The following is a 23,884-nucleotide window of genomic DNA, read 5'->3' on the forward strand; positions in this document are numbered from 1 at the left end:
GTACGGCGCTGGCTTGCCGGTTCCACCGATGAGCGCGACCCGAGTATCAACTTCTCAACTCCTTAACTCCGCCCATGCCGTTCCGTCGGGGCGGTGCAGCTGCATCGAGCGACCCCGCTACAGGCCTGGGCGTCCATTGCCGAGCATCAGGTATTCTGCGGCTCAGCGGGGGCGGGGAGGACGATGCTGACCCCTTCCGGGGCCAAGGACATCCTGAAACGGTCGACCTTGCCGAGAGGCGGTTCGGAAACGCGATTCCCGATCGTCTCGAACGTGCGCACCTCGAACATTGTCGCCTCTTCCGAACCTTTGAGCGATCGGAGCAGAAGGTGAAAATCCTTCCCCCGTCGCGCGCCTTCGAGCATGGCGAGGAGGTTTGACGCGTCCGCGCCGGAGACGCGGTCGGCCATGAACGCCTGCATCGCCGCGAACGCGATGAATTCCGTGCGGGTGCGTGACGGCAGCCCCGTCACCATGCGTCTAAGTTGCGAGCCAAGGATGGTAATGGCATTGGAATGCGCCGCATCGAAGTCGACGAGGTCACGCACGTCCACTTGCAGCGCTCCGGTATCGGCAAGCTCCTCGAGCACCGCGGTCGGACTCGCCGCGCACGTGACCATGATCGTCCGGATCTGACGAATGTCGAGCTGGAACAGATCCTTCCGATCACGATCACGATCGCGATTGCCCAATTCGGCGGCCGTCGGTGCGGTCAAGATCTCGAACTCGGCGAGCCGCCCGCGGATGGATATACAGGCCTCTGCCCGTCGAAAGTCCTGATCGGTCACCCCCCACTGCTGCTGTGCAAGGAGCCGTGTCACGGACCGCTTGTGTCTCACCTCGTCTTCCCGCGAGCGCGGACTGCTGTCGACGAGTAGCCCCAGAGTGTGCGGCATCGTACCAAGCGTCTCGTCGATCAATCCGCCGTTGAGCGAACCCACCTCTCCCAGCAACGCCTCGGCGACGGGATCCGGATGGCGGAAGGTACTGGTCGCCGGCATGATCCGAAGAGCGGACCATGGAGCCAGTCCCATGGCGCACGCTTTGTCATAGAGTCCTGCCCAAGAGTAACTTGACCCCGCAGGTCTCGCCGCCCTTGATCGCAGCAGCGTACGGGGACCGGTAGGTCCACGTCCGCGCCGACGCTGCTCGACCTCGACGGCTATCGCGAGGCGGATCGCATTGACAAGGTTGCGCTCGGAGCCCGAGGCACCGTGTATGCCCGTGACCGGGATAAACGTCGTCGCCTGATGCAGATCGTCGTTTCCGGCCAGTGTGCACGCGCGGGGACTCCCGACGCCGATCCCATGGACGTAGGGGCAGGACCAATCCCGTTCAGCCTTCGGCGCGGCTTCGCGATCATCGGCGTCGTGCACCACGAACAGCGGAGCGTCTTCGTTTATAAGCGAGCGCGTGAACGCTTCCGGATTGCTCGAGAAGAGGTCGCGGACATCGTGATGCACGACGATATCAGGCACCGGGGGCCAAGGCCCCCTGAGCCCGCCCCGATCTCCGTCCCGGGTTGCGACGAGCAATGCGGCGTCCGGCCTTCTGCTAGCGGCAGGCGAACGAGGACGTTCGAAGACGATCCGCCAGCCCTGCCGCGGTGAAGGGTAGAGCCGCGCGAGGCGTCCGACCACAGCCAATACGGCGCGGCGCATATCGTCCTTCATGCCGGGCATGTGTTCCGGAAGGCCGAAAAGCAAGATCTTCCCGTCGCGCACCCGGGTCACGACCGTGCTGAAGTACCTGTCTTCGCCCGCTTCATCGGCGATGAGCTCGCGCCTCAGGTCCGTCGTCAGAACGCTGAGGTCTCGCCACCGGTCTGCCGCGTCGACGGAGGTGCGCGCCATGTCGGAATGGACCTGCAATGCGAATTCTTCGCGCAGATCCCGTCTTCCAAGCAGATCGGCCAGCTCCATGCCGAGCATCGGGCGGTTGAGGAGAAGCGGATCGTCTATCCTTCCTGCAAGCTGGTCGAACCCATCGTTGCCGGAAAGCAGCACCACATCGTCGCGCGCGAAAGCGAAGGCGTGGAGGCCTGGAGCGCCGATCGACGCATTGCGGGGCGGCGAAGGCAGCCTCGGCGCCTCCGGCACCTCGTAGGGCTCGAAGCCGACGACCCTGCCGCTGGAATCTAACACCTGGACGACGGGGGCGTTTCCACCACCTCCCGCAAATACCGGCACCAAGAAGCCGACGGAGATGCCGCTGGTGTCGACGAGGCCGATCAGCTCGCGGGACCCGGCGGCGCTCACGTCATCGCTCCCTGATCGACTAGATAGCGGCGAACGTGGTCGTAGAGCAGCGCCGTGTAAGCCGACGGCTGCTGGCGACCGAACGTCTCGTAAGTGATCTGCGTAACGGACGGCATAGTGGCGAGCGTCGCCGTCACCTCCGGATCGGACAGCAGCGACGGTGGGCCGACCACTGCCCGGAGGGCTGACGACAGCGGAACCGAGCGATCGATCTGCACCTCTATCGTCGATCGGCGGTCGTCGTCAGCAGCAAGCGCGGTATCGCCTCCGAGCCTGGCGTAGGCCCGCGCTTCGCCGTGCGAGACGGGAATCGTGGTCGCTTCGACGGTCATGCGCTGCCGAAAATAGTTACCGTTGGTCTCGAAGAACGCCCTGACCAGCCGCATGGGCGTTCCTTGCCCGGATCCAAGTTCGAAGTCAGATCGGGTCAGGAGGGGACCGATTTGGGCCGCGTACCGACCGTAGCCACCGCTGTCGAACGGCAGTATCCGAATCGCGTTGCCCAACAATGCCGGGTCGATGACCAGGCACATCGGCATCATCTCATCCATGCCGTTGGCATGGAGGCCCGGGAGCGGCTTGAAAGCAGGACGGCCGTAGAACAGGTAGACCAGATCCTCGCCGTATTCTGTGCATGCCCGAGGGCGCAAGCTTCCCTCGACGAGGATTAGCGTACCCACGCCGACGGGAGTCGTGTGCATGAGGTCAAGCAGACCTTCTGCGGGCTCGAACCCTTGCAGATATTTGGCGAACCTCATCCACCTATGCTGTAGCGCGAGCCCGCGGCCCGCGGCAACGCCCCAAGCCGAAGCCTCCGCAATAATCGATCCTGTCGGGCATCCACGTGCCGGACCCGTATGATCTGGCCCCGCCTTTCCCTCCGGGGTATGACGCGATGCCGCTTACTCTCTTGCGGGGCAAGCAGGGTCAGAGGGGGCTGTAGGAGTATGGCTCGAGACATGTCGTCGGACCGACGTAGGTCATAGTCGTGGTCGGTCGCAGGCCCCGAGAGCGGGGCCGGTTCATCGGCGTCGTCGAGGGGGTTGTATTGTTCGCGACCGACGTGGCTTGGCTCTTCTCGGCCAGGCAATTGCGAAGCATGGGTTTTGGCGCCATGGACGGGCATCGCGTCGGTCTGGCCTGGGAGCCGAAGGATGACGATCCCCGTCCTGACCTTTGACGGTGGATTTCCGGCAGGCTCTGGTTTGGAGCGACCATCGCGTCTTCGAGATCCGGGACCGGAAGCGCAGGATACTGCGCCAGACCGGGGTAGGCACTTCGACTCTTGCGTTCGCATGCCGACCGACGTCTATCACCTTTGTCGCGCGGACCTGGCGGCAGAACGGGCTCGGAGCCGCGCCCGCCAGTCATTCGGTCGGGCTGGCAAGGTCAAGCATGGAAGCCTTGGCCTTCGATAAACGTGAGATATCGGTGCGGTAAATCCGCGGTAAAAAGCCCAAATTCGGCCTGATGTTTTCTGTTTGTTCTGGGTGGGCTATCTACGGAAAACGGCGGAAAAGCGCGGTTTTAGCTCCACAGCCTAGTGTTGACATCGCAGGGGTCGCAAGTTCAATCCTTGCCACGCCCACCATAGAAAGCCCTGGTAGCTCGTCGAGCTGCCAGGGCTTTTTTGTTGGCCAGGCCGTAACGACCGATCCGTTCATGCATTGGGCCGTATCGGCCGGCGTCCGCGATCAGTTCGCGCTAGCCGGATCGCTGATCGTCGCCGGTGCTGGTATCGTCGTTGGAAGCGTCGGGTAGCGGCGCGACCGCTTTGAAGACGACGCCGGTCGGGCGGTATTCGATCTGCGCCGAGCCGCCGATTTCGCTCGCCAGGACGCGCTCGATCAAGCGCGAGCCAAAGCCTGTTCGCGTCGGCGGCGTCACCGGGGGGCCGCCGATCTCTTCCCACGATACGTGAAGGCGACCGTCGCGCACGCTGTCCACGACCGACCAGTTGAGGTGGATCTGACCCTGCGGGTTCGACAGCGCACCGTATTTGGATGCGTTCGTCGCCAGTTCGTGAAGCGCGAGCGACAGCGCGACCGCGACCCGTGGCGGTATCCTGACATTGGGTCCGTCGACGGCGAACCGTGCGCTGTCCTCCGGCCCGAACGGTGCCAGCGTCCGTACGACGAGATCGCGGATCGAGGCGCTCTCCCAGCGTTCGTTGACCAACAGATCATTGGCGGCCGCCATCGCCTGGATCCTGGCAGCCAGGGTGTCCGACGCGTCCTCCATCGACGTCGCGGTCCTGAGGGTCTGCGCGATCACGGCCTGCAGGGTCGCGAGCGTATTCTTGACCCGGTGGCTGAGTTCATTGGCAAGGAGCGCGCGGTGCTCGTCCCCCCGTTTGCGCTCGGTGATATCCTGCGACGTGCCGACCAGCGACAAGGGGGTTCCGTCGGCACGATGATAGGCCTGGCCACGCGCATGGATCCAGCGCTCTTCGCCGGCAGGCGTGATGATCCGGTACTCGGCGTCGTACGGCTTGCCGTCCGCGATCGCCGCCTTGACGGCCAGATCGCGCATCAAGCGGTCGGCGGGATGGACCGATTCGCATAAGTCCCGATACGTGAACGGCCGATCGAGCGGTCGTCCGAAATTCTTCTTGCTGCGCTCGGTACACACCATCTGGTCGGTGGCGAGGTCGACGCTCCATGATCCGAGACGGCCGGCCTCGAGCGCGAACGCCAGGCGCTGCTCCGCCTGCGCCAGATCGGCAGTCCGCTTGCCGACCTCCACCTCGAGTTCGGCCCGGTCCGTTTCGAGCCGGACGAGCCGTTCCTTTTCCAGCGTCACGTCGAATTGCGACGCGAAGAAATAGGTCAGTACGCCGTCGTCGTCGAACACCGGCGAGACGAGCAGACGGTTCCAGAACCGGGTTCCGTCCTTGCGATAGTTGAGCAGTTCGACTTCGACGGCCTCGCGACGGCGTACCGCGGTTCGGACACGATCGACCTGTAGCAAGTCGGTTTCCGGGCCCTGGAGGAACCGGCAATTGCGCCCGAGGATCTCGTCGCGCGAGAAGCCGGTGAGCCTGGAAAACGCGCCGTTCACGAACACGATCGGATTGTCGGGCTGCGTAGGATCGGTGATCAGCATCGGCATCCGCGTCGCGCGTACGGCCGACGAAAAAGGATCGGTGCCGTCGTCGTCGCGCAGCAGTTCATGCACGATGCGTGATTGTTCGTCCAAATCTCTCACGCGCCTGCCCCTCTCGACTACGGTTTGATGGAATCAGCCGGTTCCGAGACGGCCGCGCGGTTGCGCAGTGATAGTGTCATCACCTACCGCCTCAAGGACCCGATTCCTACCGTCGAATTCTACTCATGTGTATGAGTTAGAATGCTTAACTCCCGCTGACCGGCACAGGGATCGACATGCCCCATTATGGTACTTCCTGCTCATAACGCGTGCCGAAATACCAGGAACTCTTCGCTCTTGCGGCCCGTTCCGCGTGGGGAATTTCGACCTGGCAAAGAGGCCTGAGCATGGGCAGCGTATCGACCGAATTGACCGCGCGCGACGCCGTCGGCACGCCCGGCGGTGCGACACCCGCGGTCATCCCGATCCAGAAGTCGCTACGCGACTCCGCCGATCTGCGACATTTGCAGCAGATCATCGCGGGGCTCAGCGAAGGCGTGATCCTGATCGATCCCGACCAGACCCTGTTGTGGGCGAACGAGGCCGCGCTGCGCATGCACGGTGTCGAACATCTCGACGCGCTGGGCGATACGGTGGCGACGTACCGCGAGCGATTCCAGCTCCGCTATCGCAACAACCACCCGCTCTCGCCCGACAGCTACCCGGTCGAGCGCGTCATCGTCGGCGAGGCGTTCAGCGAGGTCGTCGTCGAGGTGGCACCGGTCGGGTGCGCCGAGCCGCAATGGGTGCATCAGGTCCGCAGCCTGGTGCTCGTCGACGCGGCCGGCGATCCCGAATGCCTCGTGCTCGTGCTGCAGGACGTCTCGTTGCGCTTCGAAGCCGAGGAGCGGTTCGAGCAGTCGTTCAATGCCAACCCGGCCCCGGCGGTGATCTGCCGCTTGAGCGACCTTCGCTACGTGAAGGTCAACCAGGGGTTCCTCGACATGACCGGCTACGAGAAGGATCAGGTGCTCGGCAAGAGCGCCTATGACGTCGACGTGCTCGAAAAGGCCGATCGCAAGGACCTCGCCAAGGAACGCCTCGTCGAGCGCCGCACGATCCCGCAGATGGAGGCGGAACTGTCGCTGCCCGACGGCGGGGCCAAGCTCGTCATCGTCGCCGGCCAGCCGATCGATCTGGGCGAAGAGCCCTGCATGCTGTTCACGTTCGCCGATCTCGAGCCACGGCGAAAGGCGGAGACGTCACTCCGGCAAAGCGAGGAGCGCTTCACCAAGACGTTCAGGCGCGCGCCCGTCGCGATGGCGGTCGGCGAAGCGGACGGCCATGTGCTGTGCGACACCAATGCCGCCTTCACGCGGCTTACCGGTTATGCGGCCGACGAGATCATCGGTCGCAAGCTGGGGGACGTCGCGTTGTGGGAAACCGCCGAGGCACGCCGCGAGATCGAGGCGCGACTCGAAACGGGCGGCGCGTTCGAGAATTTCGAAACGCGGATCGTCGGCAAGGACGGCGGTATCCTCGACGTCGTGATCTCGACCGAGACGATCCATCTGGCGAACGCGGAGTGCATACTCTGGGTGCTGCAGGACATCACCGCGCGCAAGCATTCCGAGATCGAACTGGTCGAGGCGATCGAGGCGGTCATGAAGGACACGACCTGGTTCAGTCGATCGATCATGGAAAAGCTCGCCAACGTGCGTTCGCCGCAGCGCCAGCAGCCATCCGCCGACCTGCAGGATCTGACGCGGCGCGAGCGCGAAGTCCTCGCGCTGATCTGTCGCGGGCTCGACGACAAGCTGATCGCCCGCGAACTCGACGTATCGGGCAATACGGTGCGCAACCATGTCGCGCGGATCTACGGCAAGATTGGCGTCAACCGTCGCAATGCCGCGGTGGCCTGGTCACGCGAGCGCGGGTTCGACGGCGATTCCGTGGCGATCCGTTCCGCGTGATCGCGAACTCGTTCCAACCTGCTGGCGCATAAATACCGTCCCGCATAGTAGTTTACGATCTACCCGACCGGTTTCCGAAGTGCCAGATGAGCGACGGTTCAGTATACCGTCAAATCTCGTTGTGGAGACGATCATGGACAAGAATCGCGTGGAAGGTCTCGCAAAAGAGTCCAAGGGTTCGGTCAAGGAAGCGATCGGAAAACTGACCGGGAACATCGCAACCGAGGCCGAAGGCAAGGCCGAGAAGACTGCAGGCAAGGCGCAGGCGACTATCGGTAAGGCAAAAGATGCCATCAAGGGTGCGACGAAGGATTGACGCGCACACTTCGGCCGGATGAGCGCCCGCGAACGGCGGTGTCGTGCTCCGTCCTCCCTGATGCGTCGGCGACGTTCGCCGGCCGGGACAATCCATCGTCAACGATACTTCCAACCGAACGAAAGAGAACAATCATGAAGCACGCAGCAACGCTCGCCCTGGTCGCAACCGGCCTGGCCCTCGCCGGCTGCCACACCGTCAACGGCGTCGGCAAGGACGTGAAGTCGGCCGGCACCGCGGTGTCCCAGGCATCGGGTGAGAACGGCAAGAAGAAGTAGGATCGGGTCGTGGTGCGGATGCGTCAGGCGTCCGCACCTTGGCCGAGCTCCGCGACCGTCTCCGCGATAGCCGGGGCCGAGGGGCAGGACGGGGTCGTGGACCGCAATCAGCAAGAGCGAGACCGCCCGAGCCGATCGTCGGAGCGCCGGAAAAGCGGCGACATGTCCGGTATTCAAAATCCGCGGCCTTCGATCCAGAGCATGGACGAGGCGAGCTTTGCCGATCTGCTGGCACATAACGCGTCAGCGCTCCGGCGTTACGCGGCACGGCTTTCGGCATCGAGCGCCGACGCCGATGATCTGATGCAGGACACCTGTCTCAAATGCTGGCGTGCGCGTCACCGGTTTGCGGCCGGCAGCAACTTCGTCGCATGGGCGCGCACCGTCATGCGGCACACGTTCCTCACGTCCGTGCGACGTCGGCGGCATGACGTCGACGTGGCCGACGACATTGTCGAACAGCTTCAGGCCAGCGCGCCTGCGCAGCATATGGCACTCGAACTGAAAGAAGCCCTGTCCGCGCTCGACCATCTCAACCGCGGTCATCGACGCGCCGTCATGATGGCGAGCGAAGGGGTATCGGTGGAAGACGGCGCCGCCGCGCTCGACATCCCCGTCAACACCTACAAAAGCTGGGTCCGTCGCGGCCGGACACGCCTGGGGCAGTTGATCGACGGCGGCGACCAGTCGCTGCGGGTCGGCAGCGGCGGATCGCGATCGAAACCTTTGCGATCGGCAGCCGCGCCAGTCGCCGTATCCCGGCCGGTAGCGGGGCGATCCGTGTCGCGCGCCATCCCTCCCACTGGACGAAAATGGGACGGTGTCATGATCGGGTAGGCTGACGCACCGCGCAGCCCGCTACCACGCCATCCTGTTGGCCAAAAAAACGTGATAATTGAGCATATTATACCCATTCTGGTGCAAACATACCTCGGATACCAAAACTGCGAGCGGCGTTGAATACTTCACGGTCATTTGTCGCAGGGCCGAGCACGACCTGCGCACGAAGTCGAACAGCCAAGGACATAGTATTCATGATCAATATATCTGCAAATCGCTCGCTTGGACTCTTGGCAGGGGCGATCGGCATCCTGGCCGTCGCTGGCTGCGTCAATCCGTCGGCCAAGATCGCCACGTCGCTCGAGGGCTACGGGTTCCAGCCCGCGCAGTCGCAGTGCGTCGGGGATCGGCTGGAAGCCAATCTGTCGATCGGCCAGCTGCAGCAGCTCGGTCGCGCCGCCCGCGCCTCGCGTGACGGCGACACCACGCCCGGACGCCTGACGGTCGGCGATTTCATTCGGGTGGCGGGGCAGGTGAAGGATCCCAAGGTGCCGCTCGAAGTCGGCAAGGCTGCGGCAGGTTGCGGCATTCTGACGGATCCCGCTTCGCCGCTCTGAGGCGCGGCGACGCAGCGCGCCGGGCGCCGGCAAACAGCAAGACACGGTAAATACCGAATAACGACAGGGATGAGTTCGATGGAAGGTATAGACGACGCGGGAGGCATGATCGTGTCGAACACGCGCGATTTTGGGTCGCAGGCCTGGGGCTTTGTCGAGATATGGGGGCCGCGCGTATTGGCGGCCCTCGTCATCCTCGGGATCGGCTGGGCGATCGCGCGGGGCGTCAAATGGGGCGTCGCCAAGCTGATCAACCGCACGCCGCTCGCGCGCCACGCCAACGAGCCGGGCGCCGACATCCGGCATCCGTCGACGATCGGCGTACAGGTTGGCGACGCGGCGTATTGGATCGTACTGCTAATCGCGCTGTTTCTCGCGACCCAGCCCTTGGGGTTGACCGGTGCCAGCGGGCCGCTGGGCGACATGCTGCGCGGGTTCGGCCAGGCCGTGCCGCGGATCATCGGCGCCGGGCTGATCTTCTTTCTGGGCTATGTGCTGGCCAAGGTCGCGCGCAAGGCAGTCGAAGCGGTCGTCACCGCCAGTCATGTCGAGCAGTTCTCGACTCGCGTCGGTGGCACGGTGCCGAGCGACCCGACGATGCTGCCCCGCACGATCGGGGCGATCGTCTTCGCACTCATCATCATCCCGGTCTCGATCGCGGCGCTCGACACGCTGAACATCGCGGCGATCTCGCAGCCCGCCACGGCGATGTTGCGGATCATCCTCGACGCGATCCCGCACGTCATCGCCGCCGCGATGATCCTCGCGGTCGCCTATGTACTGGCCAAGTTCGCCTCGCGCCTGCTGACCCAGTTCCTCGCCACCGCCGGGTTCGATCGTACGGTGCGGTCGCTGGGCCTGTTTGGATCCTCGACCGACACGGGCGAGACGACCGTAGGCGAAACCACGATGGCGATCGTGCCGTCGAAGGCGGTCGGCACGGGTGCGTTCGTGGCGATCCTGATCTTCGGGCTGATGGAGGCCTTCCGGCAGCTGAACTTCGCCTATGGCTCGCAGATCATGGCGGAGGTGCTGACGCTGTTCGGGCAGGTCGTGTTCGGCGCGATCATCATCTTCGCATCGGTAACGATCGCCCGGCTGATCGCGCATGCGATCGAGCGCAACGGCGATGCCGGCACGCGCGTCGCCGCGCCGGTGGTGCGGATCGCGATCATCGTGCTCGGCACGGCGATCGGCCTGCGCTTCATGGGGCTGGCGGACGACATCATCAACCTGGCGTTCGGCCTGATCCTCGGCGCGATCGCGGTCGCCTTCGCGCTGGCGTTCGGTCTGGGGGGTCGCGACGCGGCCGGGCAGGCGGTCAAGACCTTGCTCGACTCGACCAGGCGTGAGCCGAAGGCTGACGATCGTCTGGCAGATCGTCCGACCGATCGCCCGACCGAAGGGGGTCTGCATACGCAGCAGTCCGATCCGGCCCCGTCCCAGACGTCGTCGACCTCCGACACGCCGTTCAACTAATTCCACAAGCAAGGAGATACACCATGGACATCGATAGTCTCGAAGGTACGGCCGGCACGTTCGGCGGCAAGATCAAGGAAACCGTCGGCGGTGCGATCGGCGACCGGTCGCTGCAGGCCGACGGCGTGGCCGATCAGGTCGGCGGGACGGTGCAGAAGGCAGTCGGCGATGCGGTCGAAGCGGTCGAGGACGGCATCCGTCCGCTGATCGACACGGTCCGTCAGTTCGCGCGCGAACGCCCGTTCGCGGCGGCCGCGATCGCCGGCGTGCTCGGCATCGCCTTGCTCAACACGCTGCGGGGCGAGTGACCGCCTGACGCCGGAAGCGGGGGAAGGGTGGCCGGAGGTCGCCCTTCCCATCGTCACGTTCCATTCCAGTTGATCGCCGAACGCCGCTTCGTTCGGTCTGCAAGGCTCACCCGATGATCGATGACCAGAGGATCGATGACCCGTCGCCGGTGTCCGCTCGCTTTACCGGGGCGCAACCTTCCCGCCCGCGTCCCGTCGCGACGGCGCGGCGTCTCGTCGCCGAGGTGATCGGCACCTTCTGGCTGGTGCTCGGAGGATGCGGTGCAGCCGTGCTCGCGGCGGGCGCCGGCGTGCCGGGCTCGATCGGCATGGCGGGGGTAGCGCTGGCGTTCGGGTTGACGGTGTTCACGATGGCGTTCGCGGTCGGGTTCATCTCGGGCGGCCACTTCAACCCGGCGGTCAGCCTCGGCCTCGCGGTCGCCGGCCGATTTCCGGCACGCGACCTGCCGGGCTATGTCGTCGCGCAGGTCGTCGGCGGGATCCTCGCCAGCGCGTTGCTCGCGACGCTGGCATCGGGCCATGGCGGGTTCGATCTGGTCGCGAGCGGTTTTGCGGCCAACGGCTTCGGCGCGCATTCGCCCGGCGGCTACAGCGCTGCGACCGCGTTCATCGCCGAGGCGGTGCTGACCGGCGGGTTCCTCTTCGTCATCCTCGGTGCGACGGATCCGCGCTCGGCGGGTGCGTTCGCGCCGCTGTCGATCGGCCTGGCGCTGACGCTCATCCACCTCGTGTCGATCCCGATCGACAATACGTCGGTCAATCCGGCGCGCAGCACGGGGCCGGCGCTGTTCATGGGCGGCTGGGCGCTGTCGCAGCTCTGGCTGTTCTGGATCGCACCGTTGCTCGGCGCCGCGCTTGCGGGCCTGCTCGGACGGTGGCTGTTCGCCCATCATGACGGCGATCAATCGCCAGGCCCGATCAGCGACACGCCGGTCGAGATGATGGTCGAGAACGACCGTGCTCCCGCCAATGGCGGCCGGCGATGACGACGGGATCGCAGGAGGATCGCGACCCGCTGGACGCGTTCTGGGATACCGACGATCCGGTTCGCGGGATGGGGGAGGCGCTCGGCTATGCGCTGGTCGTCGCCGCTGTGGCGATCATCGGCGTCTCTCTCTGGTCCCACGCCGGCAGGTCACGATCGTCGCCGCGTCGCGTCGTCCCGTCGGCGGCCGACATCCACGTTCGGCCGCCCCCTCCCAAGTGACGGCGCCCGCCACGGAGAGCGCGGGCGATATAGCGATCATGCTTGTCTAGCGCGCGCGATGCAAAACGATCGGCACGAGCGGCATCTTTTGCGGTAAGGCAGACCGAAGCATGGTGCAGCGACGCGAGGGAGTATCGAATGGGTCGTCGGTTCGACGTCGTGATCGTCGGCAGCGGGCATGCCGGTGCGCACTGTGCGATCGCGTTGCGCCAGCGCGGATTTGCGGGCTCGATCGCGATCGTCGGCGAGGAACGCGACCTTCCGTACGAGCGGCCCCCGCTGTCGAAGGAATATCTCTCGAGCGCCAAGCCGTTCGAGCGCATCCTGATCCGGCCGGCGTCGTTCTGGGGCGACCGCGCCGTGGAACTGCTGCTCGGCCAACGCGTCGATCGGGTCGATCCGGTTGCGCACCGGATCGAGGGGGCGAACGGTTTCACGCTCGACTACGGTACGCTGGTATGGGCGACCGGTGGCCATGCCCGCCGCCTGACCTGCGCAGGGCACGACCTGGACGGCGTCCATTCGGTTCGCAGCCGGGCTGATGTCGACCGGATCATCGCCGAACTGCCGGCGGTGGACCGGGTGGTTGTAATCGGCGGCGGCTATATCGGGCTGGAGGCGGCGGCGGTGCTGACCACGCTCGGCAAGGCGGTGACTGTCGTCGAAGCGCAGGACCGCGTGCTCGCGCGGGTCGCGGGCGAACCCCTGTCACGCTTCTACGAAGCCGAGCACCGCGCGCACGGCGTCGATATCCGCCTGCAAACCCAGGTGGCGTGTATCGAGGAGCGTGACGGACGCGTATGTGGTGTCCGTCTGGCCGATGGCGCGGTGCTGCCGGCCGATCTGGTGATCGTCGGGATCGGCATCGTGCCGGCGGTCGGTCCGCTGATCGAGGCGGGCGCAGAGGGCGGCAACGGCGTCGCGGTCGATCCGCTGTGCCGCACGAGCCTGCCCGACATCCACGCGATCGGCGATTGCGCGCTGCACGCCAACGACTTTGCGCACGGTGCGACGATCCGGCTCGAATCGGTGCAGAACGCGAACGACCAGGCGGTCGTCGTCGCGCAATCGATCGTCGGCGCCGGCACGCCCTATGCCGCGGTGCCATGGTTCTGGTCGAACCAGTATGATCTGAAGCTGCAGACCGTTGGATTATCGGCAGGCCATGACGATCTGGTGGTCCGCGGCGATCCGGCGTCGCGCGCGTTCTCGGTGATCTACCGCAAGCGCGGGCGGGTGATCGCCGTCGACGCCGTCAATCTCGTCCGCGATTTCGTCCAGGGCAAGGCGCTGGTCGCGGGGCGGATCGCGGCCGATCTGGCGGTTCTCGGCGACGTTTCTCAGCCGCTCAAGGCGCTCGCCCCGGTACCCGAACGGGTGTGAGCCCGAATGCTGGAGGCGGCACGGTTGGCACCGTACCGCCCGCGTTTGCGCTCTGGTGTCAGCCCGCGTCGTCCACCTGGGGGATGTAATCGGCATAGCCTTCAGCCTCCATCGCGTCGCGCGGCACGAAGCGCAGCGAGGCGGAGTTGATGCAGTAGCGCAGGCCACCGCGATCGGTCGGGCCGTCCGGGAAGACATGGCCCAGATGACTGTCCGCGCCCGCCGAGCGGATCTCGGTGCGCGTCATGCCGTGGCTGCGATCATGGAGTTCGGCGACGTTGGCGGGGGAGATCGGCTTGGTGAAGCTCGGCCAGCCGCAATGCGAATCGAACTTGTCGGCCGAGGCGAACAGCGGCTCGCCCGAGACGATGTCGACGTACAGACCCGGCTCCTTGGTATGAAGATACGCGCCGGTGCCCGGCCGCTCCGTGCCGCTTTGCTGGGTCACGTGGAATTGTTCGGGATTGAGCGCGGCGATCGCCGCGTCGGTTTTCCTGTAATCGGTCATGCTATCCTCAAGGGCGCAGGAGCGCGCCGGTTGGCCGTTCGATGCGGCCCGGCCGCCGTCGACCGGCAGGTTGACCCCGCTTATATAGGGCGCCTCGCGGCCTTGCCGATACCGGCGCACGCAATCGGCTTTGCCGCGCGATGCCTGACCGGATGGCCACGCCAGGGGGGCCTATCGGGCTCGTGCACGGACCGCCGTGATGTCGCGCTACGATCATACGCCAGGCCCGTGTTTCGGGTCGCACGAAAAGCTGCCATGCGACCGCGATGATTCGTACACCGCTTTGCGCGTTCGCCGTCCTGCTCGTTTCGTCTGGCGGCGCGGCGGCGCAATCGACCGCCACCGCTGCCGGAGATACGGCCGATATCGTGGTCACCGGCCGGGGACTGGCAGATGCGCCGGGTGACCGGGCGTATGATATCGTCACGATCGACCGCGACCGGATCGAAGCGAATGCCAGCAACCGGCTGGAAAGCGTGCTCGCCGACGTCGCCGGGCTGCAGCAGTTTCGACGATCGGACTCGCGCAGCGCCAACCCGACCAGCCAGGGGATTTCGCTGCGCGGCATCGGTGGGAATGCGTCGAGCCGGGCGCTGCTGATCTTCGACGGCGTGCCGCAGGCGGATCCGTTCGGCGGGTGGGTGGCGTTCCCGGCCTATGCGACCGGGCGGCTCGGGCGCATCCGCGTGACGCGTGGTGGCGGTAGCGGGTATCAGGGGCCGGGCGCGCTGGCCGGGACCGTCGAGCTTGAGAGCGCGACGCCCGATGCAGTATCGCCGTTCCAGGGCAGCGTCGCCTATGGCAGCCGCGATTCCGTCGACACGCAGGGCTCGGCGGCCTTGGTGCGGGGGGCGGGGTTCGCCACGCTCTCGGCGGCGTATGCGCGCGGCGACGGCTTTACGCCGACCGTCGAGGCGAGCCGCGGGATCGTCGATCGCGCCGCGCCGTACGAACAGGCGTCGGGTGCGCTGCGCACCGTGGTCGGGATCGGCGCGAAGACCGAACTGCAGATGAACGCGAGCGCGTTCACCGACCGGCGCGATCGCGGGTCGGCGTTCACGGGCAACAAGAGCGAGGGCGCCGATGCCAGCATCCGGCTGATCGGGCGCGGCAACTGGAGCTATTCCGCGCTCGCCTATGTGCAGACGCGGGCGTTCGCGAGCAGCTTCAACAGCATCAATGCCGCGCGGACGACCGCGATCCAGTCGCTGAACCAGTATAATACCCCCGCGACGGGGCTGGGCGGGCGGATCGAGATCCTGCCGCCGCTGGGTAAGAGCATCACGCTGCGGCTGGGTGCGGACGTGCGCGATGTCAGCGGCAAGACGCAGGAGCTGTACACGTTCGTCTCGGCGGTACCGACGCGCCGGCGCGAAGCGGGTGGCAGCACGACGACGACGGGCGTCTTCGCCGATGGCAGCGTGGTCGCGGGGGACTTCACGTTCAGTCTTGGCGCGCGCGTGGACTGGTGGTCGATCGACGGCGGCTATCTGTCCGAACGGCCAACCACCGGCGGCGCGGCGTTGACCGATCTGCGCTACGCCGATCGCGACGGCAGCGAGACCACCGGGCGGGCGGGCGTGGCATACCAGCCGGTCGAGGCGATCACGCTGCGCGCGGCAGGGTATCGCGGGTGGCGGTTGCCGACGCTCAACGAACTCTATCGCCCGTTCCGCGTCGGCAATGACGCGACTGCGGCGAATGCGGGGCTGTCGCCCGAGCGGCTGACCGGGGTCGAGGGCGGCGTCACGCTGACGCCGGCGCCGGGCGTGAGCATCGCCGCGACCTATTTCTACAACCGGCTGAAGGTAGCGATCGCCAACGTCACGACGACCAATCCGCCGCAGGTGTTGCCGGGGGTAACGACCTACCGCGTCCGCCAGAACCTCGATGCGATCCGCGCGCAGGGATTCGAACTGGATGCGGCGTATCGACCTGGGCCGTTCGGTATGCAGGCGTCGTGGTCGCATACCAATTCGACGGTAGAGGGATCGGGGATCACTGCCGCGCTCGACGGCTTGCGACCTGCGCAGACTCCGCGCGATGCGGTATCGGGGACGGTCGACTGGCGGCACGATGCGGCGGCGCTGTCGCTGACGGTGCGGCATATCGGCCGGCAATTCGACGACGACCAGAACACGCGGGTGCTCGCGCCCGCGACCACGCTCGACGGCTATGCGGCACTCCCGATCCTGCGGTCGCTGGTCGCCGAACTGCGCGCGGAAAATATGTTGAACGAGCGCGTCGAGGCGGGAATCAGCGGGGCGAACATCGTCGAGCGCGCGACCCCGCGGACGATCTGGGTGGGGCTGCGGTACGGCGGGCGGTGAATCCTCCCCCGCCAGGGGGAGGTGGCTGGCACTCGCCAGACGGAGGGGGAGGAAAGGGGTAACCGACGTTCTGTGTCCTCCCCCTCCGTCACCTTCGGCGCCACCTCCCCCTGGCGGGGGAGGATAAGTAGGCCTCGCGTTGACCCGTGCAGGACGCGCGACTAATGGCGGACTCGTGAAGGGTTCCCGGCGACGGGATCAAAAGGGAAGCCGGTGCGCGGGAGGGTCGTCATGACCAGGTCCGCAAGACCGGCGCTGTCCCCGCAACTGTGACCGGATAGCGGCCACCCCGATATGCCACTGGGTTTCGACTTGGGAAGGCGGGGTGGGCGCGAAGACCCGGAAGCCAGGAGACCTGCCTCTCACGGTCGATCCACTGCGCGGGCGGGTGCTCCGGCGCGGACGAGTAGCTCCGTCGTGTTGGGGCATCCTCGAGCGAGAGACGTCTGGCCGTACTGCGAATGGTCGCAGGCGGTTCTGGTCAGGACGTGCCCGATGACGAAATTCTTCCTTTTCCTGAGCGCCGCAGCGATCGCGTCGCCCGCCTACGCACAGGACATTCCCGATAGCGACACGCCCGAACTGGTCGTCACCGCCTCTCGCGTCGCGCAGCCCGCGAGCGAAGTCGGTCAGGCGGTGACGGTGATCGACCGTGCCGAGATCGAGCGCCGCCAGACCACGATCGTGTCCGACCTGCTGGCGACCACGCCGGGCGTGACGGTCACGCGCAACGGCACGATCGGTGCGCTGACCAGCGTGCGGATCCGCGGCGCGGAATCGGACCAGACCCTGGTCGTGATCGACGGCGTGCGCGTCAACGATCCCTCGTCGACCGGCGGTGGGTTCGATTTCGGCAACTTGCTATCGAGCTCGGTCGAGCGGATCGAGGTGTTGCGCGGGCCGAACTCGGTACCGTGGGGCAGCCAGGCGATCGGCGGCGTCGTCAACATCATCACCGCGACGCCGACCGAAGGCGTGCAGGCACGCGCGAACGCCGAATATGGCTATGCCGACAGCGTGTTCGCGAGCGGAGGCGTCTCGGGCAAGAGCGGCCCGGTGTCAGGCTCGCTGACCGGCGGGTATCTGCGCAGCGACGGCATCTCGTCGGCGGCGAGCGGCACCGAGCGCGACGGGTATCGCCAGTACGGCGCGACCGGGCGGCTGGGTGTCGAGTTCGCACCGGGTATCGGCCTCGACCTGCGCGGCTATTTCGCGGACAGCCGCGTCGACATCGACGATGGGTTCGACCCGAAGACGTTCGTGGTCGCGGACAGTCCTGCCTATGGCACCACGCAGGAAGTCTATGGCTATGCGGGGCTGCACGCGAACTTTGCCGATGGCCGGTTCAACAACCGCGTCGCGTTCACGATCGCCGACATCAACCGCGACAATTATTTGCAGCCGGGCGGCGACGTGTCGTTCATCGGTCGCGGCCGCAGCGAGCGCTACGAGTATCAGGGCGACTTCCGCCCGCTCGATCGGGTCCGCGTGGTCGCCGGCGTCGAGCGCGAGAACAGCCGCTACAATGACGGCTTCAGCTATGCCGATACCGGCATCACCAGCGTGTACGGGCAGTTGATCGTCAAGCCGGTCGATATCCTCACGCTGACCGGCGGCGTCCGCAACGACGATCACGAGGATTTCGGCAACCGCACGACGTTCGGCGCGAATGCGGCACTGGCGTTGCGGACCGGCACCACGTTCCGCGCGAGCTATGGCGAGGGGTTCAAGGCACCGACGCTGTACCAGCTGTTCTCCGACTACGGGAACCCCGACCTCGATCCGGAGACCGCGCGCAACTTCGACGTCGGCGTCGAGCAGACCTTGCTCGGCGACCGGGCGCGCGTAGGCGTCACCTATTTCAACCGCCGCACGCGCAACCAGATCGACTTCCGCGACTGCATCGGGGCGGAGTGCGTCGATCGCCCGTTCGGCGTCTACGACAATGTCGCGCGGGCCGAGGCGGACGGGGTCGAGGTGTCGCTCGCGCTGCGTCCGGTCGACGCGCTGACGCTGACCGCCAACTACAGCTATATCGATACCGAGAACCGCTCGGTCGGCGCGAATTTCGGCAACGATCTGGCGCGTCGCCCCAAGCAGACCGCCAGCGTCAACGCAGACTATCGCTTCGCCTTCGGGCTCGCGGTCGGCGGGACCGTGACGATGGTCGGCGACAGCTTCAACGACGCCGGCAACACCACGCGGATCGACGGGTACGCGATCGGCGGCATCCGCGCCGAACTGCCGATCGGCGAGCGGTTCGCGGTCTATGGCCGCGTCGATAACGTCACCGACGCAAGCTACCAGACGATCACCGGCTACGGCACCTATGGCCGCGCGGCCTATGGCGGCGTGCGGTTGCGGTTGAAGTGAGGCGCGGGGCGATCCTTCTCGTCCTTCTGCTCGGGGGCTGCGCATCGCCGCCGAGCGGCGGCGGGGGGATCGTCTCGACCAATCCGTGCGTGGACGCGGTACTGGTCCGCATCCTGCCCGCGTCGCGGATCGCGGCGATCAGCCACTATTCGCAGGATCCGTCGGCGACCTCGATCCCGCTCGACGTCGCGCGCCGGTTTCGCGCGACCGCGGGGACTGCGGAGGAGGTGATCGCGCTGCACCCCGATCTGGTGATCGCCAGCACGTATACGCCGCCCGCGACGCAGGCGGCCTATGCGCGGGCGGGGCTGAAGACGCTGCTGCTCGGCATTCCCGATTCGATCGCGGAGAGCCAGGCGCAGGTGACGCAGATCGCCGATGCGGTCGGCGCGCCGGCTGGCGGTATGCGGATCAACGCCGAGATCGATCGCGCGGTGACGCGCTGGAGCCGCAAGACCGGTCCATCGCCTAGCGCGTTGCTCTACATCAGCGGCGATCTCGCGACCGGGGGGAGCACGTTGCTGAACGAGATGATGACGCGCGTCGGGTTCCGGAACGCCGCCGCGACGTACGGACTGTCGCATACGGGGACGCTGTCCGCCGAGACGATCGTGACGCGGCCGCCGGCTGTTGTGATCGCTTCCGAACGCGCCAGCCGCGGCATCGCGCTCCGCCACCGCCTGCTCCCGCGTACGCCGCAAGCCGTCTTCCCACGCGTGCTGATCAACTGCGGCGGGCCGACGATTCCGCCGGCGCTGGAACGGCTCGCATTTATAAGGGCGGGGCTGTGACAACGGATGCATACCACCCCGGCGGAGGCCGGGGCCCAGTTGGAAAGGCCGGAATGATACAGCGCTGCCCCCAGTCACGATCGTCCCCCAACTGGGCCCCGGCCTTCGCCGGGGTGGTGTTCGGTCTGTATGGGGTGGACCTGTGATGACCCGCACGCACAAACTCGTCGCCCTCGGCTTCCTCGTCGTCGCCCTGTTCGGCTTCTCGCTCGGCTGCGGCAAAGTGTGGGTGCCGCTGTCCGCCTGGTTCTCCAGCGACCCGCGCTGGTGGATCATCCTCGAACTCCGCCTGCCGCGCGCCGTCCTCGGCCTTGCGCTCGGCGCGACGCTGGGGCTCTCGGGCGCGGTCCTGCAGGGCTATCTGCGCAACCCGCTGGCCGACCCTGCGATCGTCGGCGTGTCCTCGGTCGCAGCGCTCGGCGCGGTCGCCGCGATTCTGTTCGGGGTCGGGTCCGGCCCCGCGATCTTCGCCGCGGCGATGGTCGGGGCCGGCAGCGCGGTCGCGTTGCTCGCCGCGCTGACGTGGCGGTCGCCGAGCGCGATCACCTTCATCCTCGCCGGCACGGTGCTCGCCAGCCTCGCCGGCGCGCTGACCGCGTTCCTGATCTCGATCGCCCCGAACCCCTATGCGGTCGCCGAGGTGATCGACTGGATCATGGGCGCGCTGACCGATCGCGGGTGGGACGACGTGAACCTCGCGCTGCCGCCGATGCTGCTCGGCGCGGTGCTGCTGATGGTCACCGGCCGCTCGCTCGACGCGCTGTCGCTGGGCGAGGCGGCGGCGCGGTCGCTCGGCATCCGGATGGGCCGCGTCCGCCTGCTGGTGGTGCTCGGCACCGGCCTCGTCGTCGGCGCGGGCGTCGCGACGACCGGCGTGATCGGCTTCGTCGGACTGGTCGTGCCGCATCTGTTGCGCCCGATCTTCGGTCACCGCCCCGGCGCGCTGTTGCTGCCCTCGGCATTCGGCGGCGCGGCGCTCGTGCTCGCCGCCGACAGCCTGGTCCGGCTGGCACCCGGTGCCGGCGAAGTCCGGCTCGGCGTCGCGATGGCGCTGATCGGTGCGCCGTTCTTCCTCGGGTTGCTGGTCAAGGAACGAGGCCGCGCATGGATTTGATCATCGACGGGCTGGCCGTGAAGCTGGGCAAGCGCACCGTCCTCCACGATGTGTCCGCGCATCTCAAGCCCGGTCGCGTCACTGCGATCCTCGGCCCCAACGGCGCTGGCAAGAGTACGCTCGTCAAGGCCGCGGCGGCACTGGTCGATCGTAGCGGGGGCAGCGTCCGGCTCGACACACAGGACGTCCGGGCTATGGATCCACGCGCGAGAGCCCGCGCGATCGGCTACCTTCCGCAGGACGCGACGGTCCATTGGAACATCGTCGCGCGGGACGTCGTGGCGCTCGGCCGCATGCCGCATCTCGGCGCACATGCCGCGCCGTCCGCGGAAGACCGCGCGATCGTCGACCGGGCGATGCACGACACCGAGACGATTCACCTGGCTGATCGTCCGGTCGGCGAACTGTCGGGCGGCGAGCGCGCCCGCGTTCTGCTCGCCCGCGTCTTCGCCGGAGAACCGCGCTGGTTGCTCGCCGACGAACCGCTCGCCAGCCTCGATCCCTCGCACCAGATCGACCTGCTCGCTCGCCTGCGCACCTATGCGGGCGGCGGGGCCGGGGTGGTGATCGTGCTCCACGACCTCGTCCAGGCGCAGCGCGCGGCGGACGACGCGCTGCTGATCGCGGACGGCAGGGTGGTCGCGTTCGGTCCGGTCGCCGACGTCCTCACGCCCGACACGCTCGCGCAGGTGTTCGGGGTTCGCGTCGCCCTGCTGGAGGATGGAGGCTGCCGCCTGCTCGTGCCGGTCGGGCGCATCGAAACCGCATAGACGGTCGACGCGCCCGGCCCGGCGCACTATCCCGCGCCCAGTGATCGACATACCCGCCCCGCTCCGCCTGCGCCTCGACGGCGACGCCCTCGCCCAGAACTGGCGTACGCTCGATCGGATGAGCGGTGCCGCGGCATGCGGCGCGGCGGTCAAGGCAAACGGCTACGGTCTGGGTGCACTCGAGGTCGCGCGCCGACTGGCCGATGCAGGCTGCCGCGATTTCTTCGTGTCGAACTGGCAGGAGGCGGCCGAACTCGCCCCGCTGGACTTGACCGTGTCCGTGCTCCACGGCGTGCGCGACGAGGACATGCCCGCCGCCGCCGCGGGCTTTGCGCGGCCCGTGCTGAACACCGCCGTGCAAGTCGCGCGCTGGAAAGCCGCAGGCGGCGGACCGTGCGATGTGATGGTCGACACCGGCATGAACCGCCTTGGCATCGCCAAAGACGACGTCGCCGCCGGATTGCTCGACGGCCTCGCCCTGGAAACGCTGATGAGCCACCTCGCCTGCGCGGACGAGGATTCGGCCATGAACGCGCGGCAGCGGAGCGCCTTCGCCACGCTCGCCGGAACGACGTCGGCACGGCGGATGAGCCTCGCCAATTCCGCCGGTATCACGCTCGATGGCTTTGCGTTCGATCTGACCCGGCCCGGATTGGCAGTGTACGGCGGCATTCCCCGCGCCGAACTGACCGGAGCGATCCAGCCCGTCGTAACCCCCGAGGCGCAGATTCTGCAGCGGCGTCGCGTCGTGGCCGGCGAGTCCGTCGGCTACAACGCAACCTGGACCGCGTCCTCCGATACGGAGATCGCGATCATCAACCTCGGTTACGCCGACGGCTATTTCCGCGGGTTCTCGGACCGTGGCAGCGCGTTGGCAGGCGGCAAGCCTGTGCCGGTGATCGGCCGGGTGTCGATGGACCTGCTCGCGATCGACGTCACCGCGGTCGCGGATATCGAGGAAGGCGCGTGGATCGCACTTGATTTCGCACTGCCCGACGCCGCGGCGCTGTCGGGCATGTCGCAATATGAACTGCTGACCGGGATGGGCGCGCGCTATTCCCGGTCATGGTCCTGACCGGCCGCGTCGTGACGAACGGCCGGTCGAGGAGCGAACCTTACCGCTCGATACACATGGCGATGCCCATCCCGCCGCCGATGCACAGCGTCGCGAGCCCCTTTTTCGCATCGCGCTTCTGCATCTCGTAGATCAGCGTCGTCAGGACGCGGGCGCCGCTGGCGCCGATCGGGTGGCCGATCGCGATCGCGCCGCCGTTGACGTTTACCTTCGATGCGTCCCAGCCGAGTTCCTTGCCGACCGACAGGGCCTGGGCAGCGAAGGCTTCGTTGGCTTCGATCAGGTCGAGGTCGGCTAGCGTCCAGCCGGCTTTCTCCAAAGCGCGCCGGGTGGCGGGGACGGGGCCGATGCCCATGATCGACGGGTCGACGCCGGCCGAGGCCCAGCTCTTGATCGTCGCGAGGATGGTCGAGCCGCGGCGTTCGGCTTCGTCGCGGCGCATCATGACCAGTGCGGCGGCACCGTCGTTGAGGCCGCTCGCGTTGGCGGCAGTAACGGTGCCGTCTTTCTTGAACGCGGGCTTCACGCCCGAGACGCTCTCGATCGTTGCGCCGGCGCGAATGTACTCGTCGTCGGCTACCACCGTGTCACCCTTGCGGCCCTTGATCGTGACGGGGGCGATCTCGTCCTTGAAGCGGCCCGAGCCGCGCGCGGCCTCGGCTTTGTTCTGCGAGGCGACGGAGAAGGCGTCCTGCTCGCCGCGCGTAACCTGGTATTGCTCGGCGAGGTTCTCGGCGGTGATGCCCATGTGATAGCCGTTGAAGACGTCGGTCAGGCCGTCGCTGACCATCGTGTCGACGAGGCTGAGATTGCCCATTTTCTGGCCGCCGCGGATCGATTGCGCGTGCGCGGAGAGCGACATCGATTCCTGGCCGCCCGCTACGACAATGGTCGCGTCGCCGGTCTGGATCGCCTGGGCCGCAAGTGCGACCGCGCGGAGGCCCGAACCGCAGACCTGATTGACGCCCCAGGCTGGGATCTCCTTCGGCACGCCGGCGGCCATCGAGGCCTGGCGGGCTGGGTTCTGGCCTTGCGCAGCGGTGAGGACCTGACCGAGGATGACTTCGGAGACGTCTTCGCCGGCGACGCCCGCCTGTTCGAGTGCGGCTTCGATCGCGATGCGGCCGAGTTCGTGCGCGGGCGTGGCAGCGAACGCGCCGAGGAAGCTGCCGACGGGGGTGCGCTTGGCGGCGGTGATGACGACGTCGGTGGGAAGCTGGTCGGTCATGTCGGGGTC

The 23,884-nt window shown here is 66.9% G+C and carries 21 protein-coding genes and 1 riboswitch; of the genes, 16 read left to right on the forward strand and 5 right to left on the reverse strand.

From position 1 onward, the window contains the following. Positions 1–146: 146 nt before the first annotated feature. The 3 genes from O6Y00_RS00950 to O6Y00_RS00960 all read right to left on the reverse strand — a co-directional run bounded on the left by O6Y00_RS00950 (position 147) and on the right by O6Y00_RS00960 (position 5,456). Positions 147–2,258, reverse strand: coding sequence for a hypothetical protein (locus O6Y00_RS00950; protein ID WP_353440803.1), 2,112 nt, complete (start codon positions 2,256–2,258; stop codon positions 147–149). Next, positions 2,255–3,016, reverse strand: coding sequence for a hypothetical protein (locus O6Y00_RS00955; protein ID WP_353440804.1), 762 nt, complete (start codon positions 3,014–3,016; stop codon positions 2,255–2,257). The genes O6Y00_RS00950 and O6Y00_RS00955 overlap by 4 nt, the downstream gene beginning before the upstream one ends. A gap of 946 nt (positions 3,017–3,962) precedes the next feature. Next, positions 3,963–5,456 (reverse strand): PAS domain-containing protein, encoded by a 1,494-nt coding sequence (locus O6Y00_RS00960; RefSeq protein WP_435368568.1) that lies wholly within the window; start codon positions 5,454–5,456, stop codon positions 3,963–3,965. A 296-nt stretch (positions 5,457–5,752) separates the two neighbouring features. Between O6Y00_RS00960 and O6Y00_RS00965 the strand changes: the two genes are divergently transcribed. From O6Y00_RS00965 to O6Y00_RS01010, 10 genes are all read left to right on the forward strand, one after another. After that, positions 5,753–7,318: a helix-turn-helix transcriptional regulator gene (locus tag O6Y00_RS00965; protein ID WP_353440806.1), complete on the forward strand. Its 1,566-nt coding sequence runs from the start codon at positions 5,753–5,755 to the stop codon at positions 7,316–7,318. A 133-nt stretch (positions 7,319–7,451) separates the two neighbouring features. Continuing rightward, the gene (locus O6Y00_RS00970) at positions 7,452–7,634 is read left to right on the forward strand and encodes a CsbD family protein (protein ID WP_353440807.1); all 183 of its coding nucleotides are present in this window, start codon (positions 7,452–7,454) and stop codon (positions 7,632–7,634) included. Between the two features lie 134 nt (positions 7,635–7,768). After that, on the forward strand, positions 7,769–7,912 hold the full coding sequence (locus O6Y00_RS00975; RefSeq protein ID WP_353440808.1) for an entericidin A/B family lipoprotein: 144 nt from the start codon (positions 7,769–7,771) through the stop codon (positions 7,910–7,912). A gap of 162 nt (positions 7,913–8,074) precedes the next feature. Beyond that, positions 8,075–8,749 (forward strand): RNA polymerase sigma factor, encoded by a 675-nt coding sequence (locus O6Y00_RS00980; RefSeq protein ID WP_353440809.1) that lies wholly within the window; start codon positions 8,075–8,077, stop codon positions 8,747–8,749. Between the two features lie 197 nt (positions 8,750–8,946). Then, on the forward strand, positions 8,947–9,309 hold the full coding sequence (locus O6Y00_RS00985) for a hypothetical protein (RefSeq protein WP_353440810.1): 363 nt from the start codon (positions 8,947–8,949) through the stop codon (positions 9,307–9,309). A gap of 78 nt (positions 9,310–9,387) precedes the next feature. Beyond that, entirely contained in the window at positions 9,388–10,788 is a 1,401-nt protein-coding gene (locus O6Y00_RS00990; RefSeq protein WP_353440811.1) for a mechanosensitive ion channel, read from the forward strand. 23 nt (positions 10,789–10,811) lie between these two features. Beyond that, positions 10,812–11,096, forward strand: a complete 285-nt coding sequence (locus O6Y00_RS00995) for a CsbD family protein (protein WP_353440812.1) — start codon at positions 10,812–10,814, stop codon at positions 11,094–11,096. A 113-nt stretch (positions 11,097–11,209) separates the two neighbouring features. Further along, positions 11,210–12,082, forward strand: a complete 873-nt coding sequence (aqpZ, locus tag O6Y00_RS01000) for an aquaporin Z (protein WP_353440813.1) — start codon at positions 11,210–11,212, stop codon at positions 12,080–12,082. Beyond that, positions 12,079–12,303, forward strand: a complete 225-nt coding sequence (locus O6Y00_RS01005; RefSeq protein ID WP_353440814.1) for a hypothetical protein — start codon at positions 12,079–12,081, stop codon at positions 12,301–12,303. The genes aqpZ and O6Y00_RS01005 overlap by 4 nt, the downstream gene beginning before the upstream one ends. Positions 12,304–12,441: 138 nt before the next feature. Then, positions 12,442–13,686 carry an NAD(P)/FAD-dependent oxidoreductase gene (locus O6Y00_RS01010; RefSeq protein WP_353440815.1) on the forward strand — a complete coding sequence of 415 codons (1,245 nt, stop codon included), beginning with the start codon at positions 12,442–12,444 and terminating at the stop codon, positions 13,684–13,686. A gap of 58 nt (positions 13,687–13,744) precedes the next feature. Here the strand turns inward: O6Y00_RS01010 and msrB are convergent, their stop codons facing one another. Beyond that, positions 13,745–14,194 (reverse strand): peptide-methionine (R)-S-oxide reductase MsrB, encoded by a 450-nt coding sequence (msrB, locus tag O6Y00_RS01015; protein WP_353440816.1) that lies wholly within the window; start codon positions 14,192–14,194, stop codon positions 13,745–13,747. A 266-nt stretch (positions 14,195–14,460) separates the two neighbouring features. Here msrB and O6Y00_RS01020 point away from each other — a divergent pair, with 266 nt between their 5' ends. The 6 genes from O6Y00_RS01020 (at position 14,461) to alr (ending at position 22,647) form a co-directional block, all read left to right on the forward strand. Next, on the forward strand, positions 14,461–16,524 hold the full coding sequence (locus tag O6Y00_RS01020) for a TonB-dependent receptor (RefSeq protein ID WP_353440817.1): 2,064 nt from the start codon (positions 14,461–14,463) through the stop codon (positions 16,522–16,524). 163 nt (positions 16,525–16,687) lie between these two features. Then, positions 16,688–16,901, forward strand: a riboswitch (cobalamin riboswitch). Positions 16,902–17,019: 118 nt separating this feature from the next. Further along, positions 17,020–18,897 (forward strand): TonB-dependent receptor plug domain-containing protein, encoded by a 1,878-nt coding sequence (locus O6Y00_RS01025; protein ID WP_353440818.1) that lies wholly within the window; start codon positions 17,020–17,022, stop codon positions 18,895–18,897. Further along, a complete protein-coding gene (locus O6Y00_RS01030) occupies positions 18,894–19,688 on the forward strand; it encodes an ABC transporter substrate-binding protein (protein ID WP_353440819.1) in 795 nt (264 codons plus the stop codon). The genes O6Y00_RS01025 and O6Y00_RS01030 overlap by 4 nt, the downstream gene beginning before the upstream one ends. Before the next feature lie 145 nt (positions 19,689–19,833). After that, positions 19,834–20,802, forward strand: coding sequence for a FecCD family ABC transporter permease (locus O6Y00_RS01035; protein ID WP_353440820.1), 969 nt, complete (start codon positions 19,834–19,836; stop codon positions 20,800–20,802). Continuing rightward, entirely contained in the window at positions 20,793–21,572 is a 780-nt protein-coding gene (locus O6Y00_RS01040; protein ID WP_353440821.1) for an ABC transporter ATP-binding protein, read from the forward strand. Before O6Y00_RS01035 ends, O6Y00_RS01040 begins: the two co-directional genes overlap by 10 nt. 49 nt (positions 21,573–21,621) lie before the next feature. Further along, positions 21,622–22,647, forward strand: coding sequence for an alanine racemase (gene alr, locus O6Y00_RS01045; RefSeq protein ID WP_353441379.1), 1,026 nt, complete (start codon positions 21,622–21,624; stop codon positions 22,645–22,647). A gap of 40 nt (positions 22,648–22,687) precedes the next feature. Here alr and O6Y00_RS01050 read toward each other — a convergent pair whose 3' ends face one another. Beyond that, positions 22,688–23,875 carry an acetyl-CoA C-acetyltransferase gene (locus O6Y00_RS01050; protein ID WP_353440822.1) on the reverse strand — a complete coding sequence of 396 codons (1,188 nt, stop codon included), beginning with the start codon at positions 23,873–23,875 and terminating at the stop codon, positions 22,688–22,690. Between the last annotated feature and the right edge of the window lie 9 nt (positions 23,876–23,884).

Origin of the sequence: Sphingomonas faeni, assembly GCF_040407565.1 — a bacterium.
Lineage (GTDB): Bacteria > Pseudomonadota > Alphaproteobacteria > Sphingomonadales > Sphingomonadaceae > Sphingomonas > Sphingomonas faeni_F.

Coding starts and splice junctions, on each gene's coding strand:
- O6Y00_RS00955 (WP_353440804.1), bottom strand. CDS start 3,016: ATGAGGTTCGCCAAATATCTGCAAGGGTTCGAGCCCGCAGAAGGTCTG.
- O6Y00_RS00965 (WP_353440806.1), top strand. CDS start 5,753: ATGGGCAGCGTATCGACCGAATTGACCGCGCGCGACGCCGTCGGCACG.
- O6Y00_RS00970 (WP_353440807.1), top strand. CDS start 7,452: ATGGACAAGAATCGCGTGGAAGGTCTCGCAAAAGAGTCCAAGGGTTCG.
- O6Y00_RS00975 (WP_353440808.1), top strand. CDS start 7,769: ATGAAGCACGCAGCAACGCTCGCCCTGGTCGCAACCGGCCTGGCCCTC.
- O6Y00_RS00980 (WP_353440809.1), top strand. CDS start 8,075: ATGTCCGGTATTCAAAATCCGCGGCCTTCGATCCAGAGCATGGACGAG.
- O6Y00_RS00985 (WP_353440810.1), top strand. CDS start 8,947: ATGATCAATATATCTGCAAATCGCTCGCTTGGACTCTTGGCAGGGGCG.
- O6Y00_RS00990 (WP_353440811.1), top strand. CDS start 9,388: ATGGAAGGTATAGACGACGCGGGAGGCATGATCGTGTCGAACACGCGC.
- O6Y00_RS00995 (WP_353440812.1), top strand. CDS start 10,812: ATGGACATCGATAGTCTCGAAGGTACGGCCGGCACGTTCGGCGGCAAG.
- aqpZ (WP_353440813.1), top strand. CDS start 11,210: ATGATCGATGACCAGAGGATCGATGACCCGTCGCCGGTGTCCGCTCGC.
- O6Y00_RS01005 (WP_353440814.1), top strand. CDS start 12,079: ATGACGACGGGATCGCAGGAGGATCGCGACCCGCTGGACGCGTTCTGG.
- O6Y00_RS01010 (WP_353440815.1), top strand. CDS start 12,442: ATGGGTCGTCGGTTCGACGTCGTGATCGTCGGCAGCGGGCATGCCGGT.
- msrB (WP_353440816.1), bottom strand. CDS start 14,194: ATGACCGATTACAGGAAAACCGACGCGGCGATCGCCGCGCTCAATCCC.
- O6Y00_RS01020 (WP_353440817.1), top strand. CDS start 14,461: ATGATTCGTACACCGCTTTGCGCGTTCGCCGTCCTGCTCGTTTCGTCT.
- O6Y00_RS01025 (WP_353440818.1), top strand. CDS start 17,020: ATGACGAAATTCTTCCTTTTCCTGAGCGCCGCAGCGATCGCGTCGCCC.
- O6Y00_RS01035 (WP_353440820.1), top strand. CDS start 19,834: ATGACCCGCACGCACAAACTCGTCGCCCTCGGCTTCCTCGTCGTCGCC.
- O6Y00_RS01040 (WP_353440821.1), top strand. CDS start 20,793: ATGGATTTGATCATCGACGGGCTGGCCGTGAAGCTGGGCAAGCGCACC.
- O6Y00_RS01050 (WP_353440822.1), bottom strand. CDS start 23,875: ATGACCGACCAGCTTCCCACCGACGTCGTCATCACCGCCGCCAAGCGC.